Genomic DNA, 4,722 nt, shown 5'->3' with positions numbered 1-4,722 from the left:
ATTCGCCGTCGGCCGAATCGCCTTCATCGAAGAATCAAACTGCATAAAATACGTCATACGTTCAAGACTCTTTCCGTGCGGCACCTACCGCAATCATCCCGCCGGCGCACAGTTTTCTATGTGGTCTTCGGACGCTCAGGCACCCAGGTGTCAACGGAATTCGTGTTGCTTTTCAGGTTCTTGTACTGCAAAGCTTCAAGCATAGCGACGTCTTGCACTGTCGTCGCAGACTCCGCAATCGCATCCCAGTGACGCTGATGACCTTTGGTGGCAAACAAATACTGGAAAAACTCTTTGATCACCTCTCGGTTGCAATCAGCCTCTTCGGTACGGTGATCAGTTTTATAAAGCTCAAGCATCCGATCAAGCAACTGCACGTCCTGCCCACACAACCGCTCAAGACACTGAAACATAGGAAACCGCACCGCAAAACGCGGCTCCTTAAGATAACAAGCCTCAACAGCATCAAAATGCTCATAATGCCAAGGCTTACAATGCTCATTGACGACTTTCGCCAACCCAGCAGCAGCATCACCATCAGCACCATCGTTGAGTGCATCCGTCAACGCCGTGATGTAACCAGCAAGCTCTTGATCAGTCACAGGATCAAAACGGCTCGGCAAATCAGTAGAAGTAGGCATATCAGTTACGTCCTGTTAGTTGAAGTACACCGCAATAGCGTCACCACGGGTGCGCGCCGCAGCATAAAAATCAGTGAGAATGTCAATAGCGTCAACTTCCTCGAAGTCATCAGGATCAAGACCTTCGAGCACGTGAGCAAAATCAGCAACCTGCTCAGGGGTATTAATACGCATTCCATCCGTAAGGTCTTGCCCATCCCAGTCAGCAGCACCAAAAACAATGCCACTAACAGTTGAACGATCAACCACCTCAGCAAGGCCGTCAGCAGTATCGACAAACACCACATCGATATCAGTCACAGGATGCGAAGAGGTCTCAATCGCACCTGTAATCGCATCACGCCGCTGCTCAACACCACCATTGTTAAGAATGGTGTATTCATCAGCACCAAAAGCAATATAAATCGGAATAATCATCGTATCGTCTCCTTAAATATTATTCCGCAGGAAGTTCCGGCCGGGTAACCCGTTTAGCCTCATCAAGAACAGGCATCCACGCATTGACCTGATGACGCTCCAACTGCCGCTGGGACCTCCCGGCAATAAACGCAATGAACTCAACATCACGATCAGTATCAGCAGTTTCAGCAACCACATCCCAATGACGCTGCCGCCCCTTCTTAATAAAAAGTCTCTGGAAATACTCCTTGACCATTTCACTGGTTGTACCAATACTGCGATGATCAGTCAGATACATCTCCAACATCCGATCAAGATACTTCTCCTTACTACCAGCAAGCCTTTCCAAAGAAAAGAACAACTGTGTCCTCACACCAGCATGTGGCTCCAAGTAGTAACACCGCTCCAACTGATCAAACAAATAATAATGCTTAGCTTTAAGAAACTCATTGATCGCGCAAACAAGCTGATCCTTAGCGGTAGGAAGCAGATCATCGCGCAAAAGCACCTTCTCCAGCCCATACACATAGTGCTCTAAAAGCTCATCCGACATCGTGCCATACCTATCAGGAACCGGCGTATGCAACCCCACCAAACGAGCAACTTCTGTTGCAGTATCACTCACAGAACAACCTTTCTATCACTTGGAAGGAAACAGCCACAGCGACTTCGTATCCGATAACCGCACAGCAGTTTCGGCATCCGATAGGAGCTCAGACGACATTTTATGAACAACAATATCGTCGTTAGCAAGTACGGTACTAGCCACATGAGTGTCCTCACGGACAAACAAGTTTAGCTTCGTCCCAGGGTACCGCTCCTTGTTGAATGCTACGGCGTCTTGAATCTGTTGGGTCATGGAGATTTTTTTGACGTTTTTCACCTCAGCCAGACCTGCGATCGTACCATCTTGAAGCTTAACACGGCCATCGGAAATGCGATTCCGATCACCTATTGTGTAGGTGTCACGTTTGCCCATTTTCATGCCGTTTTTCTCGAGGAGATCGGCCGCGGCCTGCTCCCCGACGACACCTTTATTGTGGGCAACGATGCGCCATCGTTGGTCCTTTGGAAGATTTTTCACATGCGCCTGCAAACCGAACGGATCACAAACATAGCCGGCGTGATCAACATAGCCCTGTGCAGATGCTAACCGCGGCGCTAAACCAAGCGGATCCTGCGCGTTATAAATTCCAGCAGACGGACAGTAGTACCGGAACCTGTTATACGCCCACCCCGATTCCGAATCCAAATACTGTCCTGCGAAAAGCAGCGGCGTCGACGTCTCACCGTGCCAGGTTCGAACACCATAAAGACTCTGCTGGCAATAACCAGTAACACGTCCTGAATCAGGATCCACAAACTCTAAAGGCGCTCCAGACAGGTCATCCATAATAAGCCTGAACTCGGCATCAATCTCAGCCTGTGTCCAGTCAGCTGGATGCTCAGCCCGGAAATCACCTGTGTCCTCTGGTCCTCGACCGGTAAGTTGTACCTGTCCGGTTACGCCTCCAGTCACAGGATCGGTTGTCCACACATGACCCGATCTCAGCACACCTGCACCACTGGTGACATCAATGACTTCTTCAGCAACGAGTTGGTCACCAGCGTGCGTGAAAATAGTTCGCGTCAGTACCGCTCCAGATTCAGTGTCAACGCGCTCTTTGGCAACTCGGCGACCAAGCGGATCATAGAGGTAGCGGTACCCAACGCCAGGCTCGTCCGACGAGGTAAAACCAATAGGTTGAGTGTCCGAACCGTAGAAAAACTGGTGAACCAACGGTTTCTGGCTAATGCGCTTGGTAACAGTGTGAGTCACCCGTCCAGCAGCATCATAGGTATATGTAGTTCTGCCCACCCGAGTTGGAAGTGTGCCTTTGAATTCCACTTGGGTATCAAAACTGCGACCCACCGTGTCATGGCGGTTCCCACCAAGCGGATTCGTAGACCCAAGCTGAACAGAAGGCACATCAATCGTAGTGAGCATACCTGCGAGACTGAAACCATAGGTTTCATCCATTGCGCTTTCCGCCATGAAGCTGGCAGATCGAGCCGTTTCGGCGGATCGGGAAACACCCGTAACACGACCAAGAATATCGAGCTGATATTCAGTAGTTCCCCGCAGATAGTCTGCCACTGAAGCTAAAACGGTGTCACGACGCCATGAGTATTCCCGCGCCGAAACAACACGGTGACCCGCCGAAGCCTCGGAATCAAGAACCGAAATGTGATCACTAACCACACGCCCACGGGAATCAACTCGTGAGGATCGCAAGATTGAACCAGCACCAATACGGTTGCGAACTCCCCGCTCATCAACACCGTAATTAATATCCGCAACACGTTGGCTGCGTGGTGCACCTGCTGTCTTTCGCGTGTAAATACTAGCGCGAATCTCTCCATATTCATCCCTCATAAAAGAGGCACTGAATGTGTTGCCCATCGCCAGATCAATGTGCTCAGCATCCACCAGCCCACTTGAATCGAGATCAACACGGTGGGTAGTAGTCTCACCCGTGGCTAGTACGACAGTTTCTTCGATGACGCGACCAAACTCATCCCTTGTATAAGCGACACGTACCTGCGGCCCTACCACACGATCCAATCGACCAACATCATCATAAAAATACGAGGTAAGTCCCGTCGTGTCGTGCGAGGTGGCAACCCGCCCATCATGATGATAAGTCTGCTGCGACGTACCTTCCGGTCCCTGCTGTATTGCACTTAACCCATCGATGCTGGCAACAGTTTCCCTTACGATGCCGTTGTAGTCGGTTTCTTTAACCGCCGTGCCATCCAAGTTATAGGTATACGTCCAGGTATTCCCATCAGCGTTCGTAAGCCTGATCGGCTCCATCTGCGTGTTGTACTCAAGACGCGTAACAGCACCTGAAGCATCGGTGGTTACTACTGGCCTATCAAAAACAGTGTATTGAGCAAACGTTGACGCGCCGAGCTCATTGGTCGCCGCAACTTTATTTCCCTCACCATCGTAGGCAGCGCTTACCTTGCTTCCGTCTGCCAGCTCAATAGCACACGGCCACCCTTCAGGGGTGTGTTGAATCGTTGTGGTCGCCCCTGCAGGATCCATCGTCTCAACAACCAGTCCCCGCACGTCACGAACATGACTTACCCTCCTGCCAGCCCCGTCCGTACGAGCAATAATACGGCCAGCACCATCACACTCCATCTGGCTAATAACACCGTCAACGGTGCTTGTTCCAGTAGGAACGATCCCTTCAGGACGCACCTCATAGGTATACAGCGTTGTCAGACCAGAAGGCTTCGTCACCGACTGAATCATGCCAAAGGCGTCCACATCAAACTCGGTAACAAGACCATCACGACCAATAAGACGCGCCGGTGTACCCCAAGCAGCCGGCTCAATGCGGTACTCAGTACCATCTTCATAACTTGCGCCGATCTGAACCCCGTCATCATTGAAATGGAATTCCGCAATCGCCCCAGCCGGTGAAACGACAGCCGTTTCTTGGTGGTACTCGTTGAATACAGAATCCACAACCACACCTTCCGGTGTGATGGTTCGCCATACGTCGCCTTCTGGGGTAGAGCGGTAGACGGTGGGGCGGATATCACCTAGCACGTCGTCGTGGAGCCATTGTTGTGGAACGGTCCATGTGTCATCATCACGCTCCGCGGTGCGGCCGCGACCAGTTAAACC

At 51.2% G+C, this 4,722-nt stretch carries 4 protein-coding genes; all 4 read right to left on the bottom strand.

All coding sequences use genetic code 11. From position 1 onward, the window contains the following. Window positions 1–116: 116 nt before the first annotated feature. Genes QP968_RS10975 through QP968_RS10960 form a run of 4 tightly spaced genes read right to left on the bottom strand, consistent with a single transcriptional unit; the run spans window position 117 to window position 4,560 of the window. The gene (locus QP968_RS10975; RefSeq protein ID WP_284856433.1) at window positions 117–641 is read right to left on the bottom strand and encodes a hypothetical protein; all 525 of its coding nucleotides are present in this window, start codon (window positions 639–641) and stop codon (window positions 117–119) included. A gap of 15 nt (window positions 642–656) precedes the next feature. Further along, window positions 657–1,058 (bottom strand): hypothetical protein, encoded by a 402-nt coding sequence (locus tag QP968_RS10970; protein ID WP_284856432.1) that lies wholly within the window; start codon window positions 1,056–1,058, stop codon window positions 657–659. Between the two features lie 19 nt (window positions 1,059–1,077). Then, window positions 1,078–1,665: a hypothetical protein gene (locus QP968_RS10965; protein WP_284856431.1), complete on the bottom strand. Its 588-nt coding sequence runs from the start codon at window positions 1,663–1,665 to the stop codon at window positions 1,078–1,080. Between the two features lie 15 nt (window positions 1,666–1,680). Continuing rightward, a complete protein-coding gene (locus QP968_RS10960) occupies window positions 1,681–4,560 on the bottom strand; it encodes an RHS repeat-associated core domain-containing protein (protein WP_284856430.1) in 2,880 nt (959 codons plus the stop codon). Between the last annotated feature and the right edge of the window lie 162 nt (window positions 4,561–4,722).

The sequence above is a fragment of the Corynebacterium sp. MSK041 genome, from assembly GCF_030232265.1.
Taxonomy (GTDB): Bacteria; Actinomycetota; Actinomycetes; order Mycobacteriales; family Mycobacteriaceae; genus Corynebacterium.
This window is presented reverse-complemented; position numbering and strand designations above follow the sequence as displayed.

Bases quoted from the DNA above. Each gene is read 5' to 3' on its own strand.
- QP968_RS10975 (WP_284856433.1), bottom strand. From the start codon at position 641: ATGCCTACTTCTACTGATTTGCCGAGCCGTTTTGATCCTGTGACTGAT.
- QP968_RS10970 (WP_284856432.1), bottom strand. From the start codon at position 1,058: ATGATTATTCCGATTTATATTGCTTTTGGTGCTGATGAATACACCATT.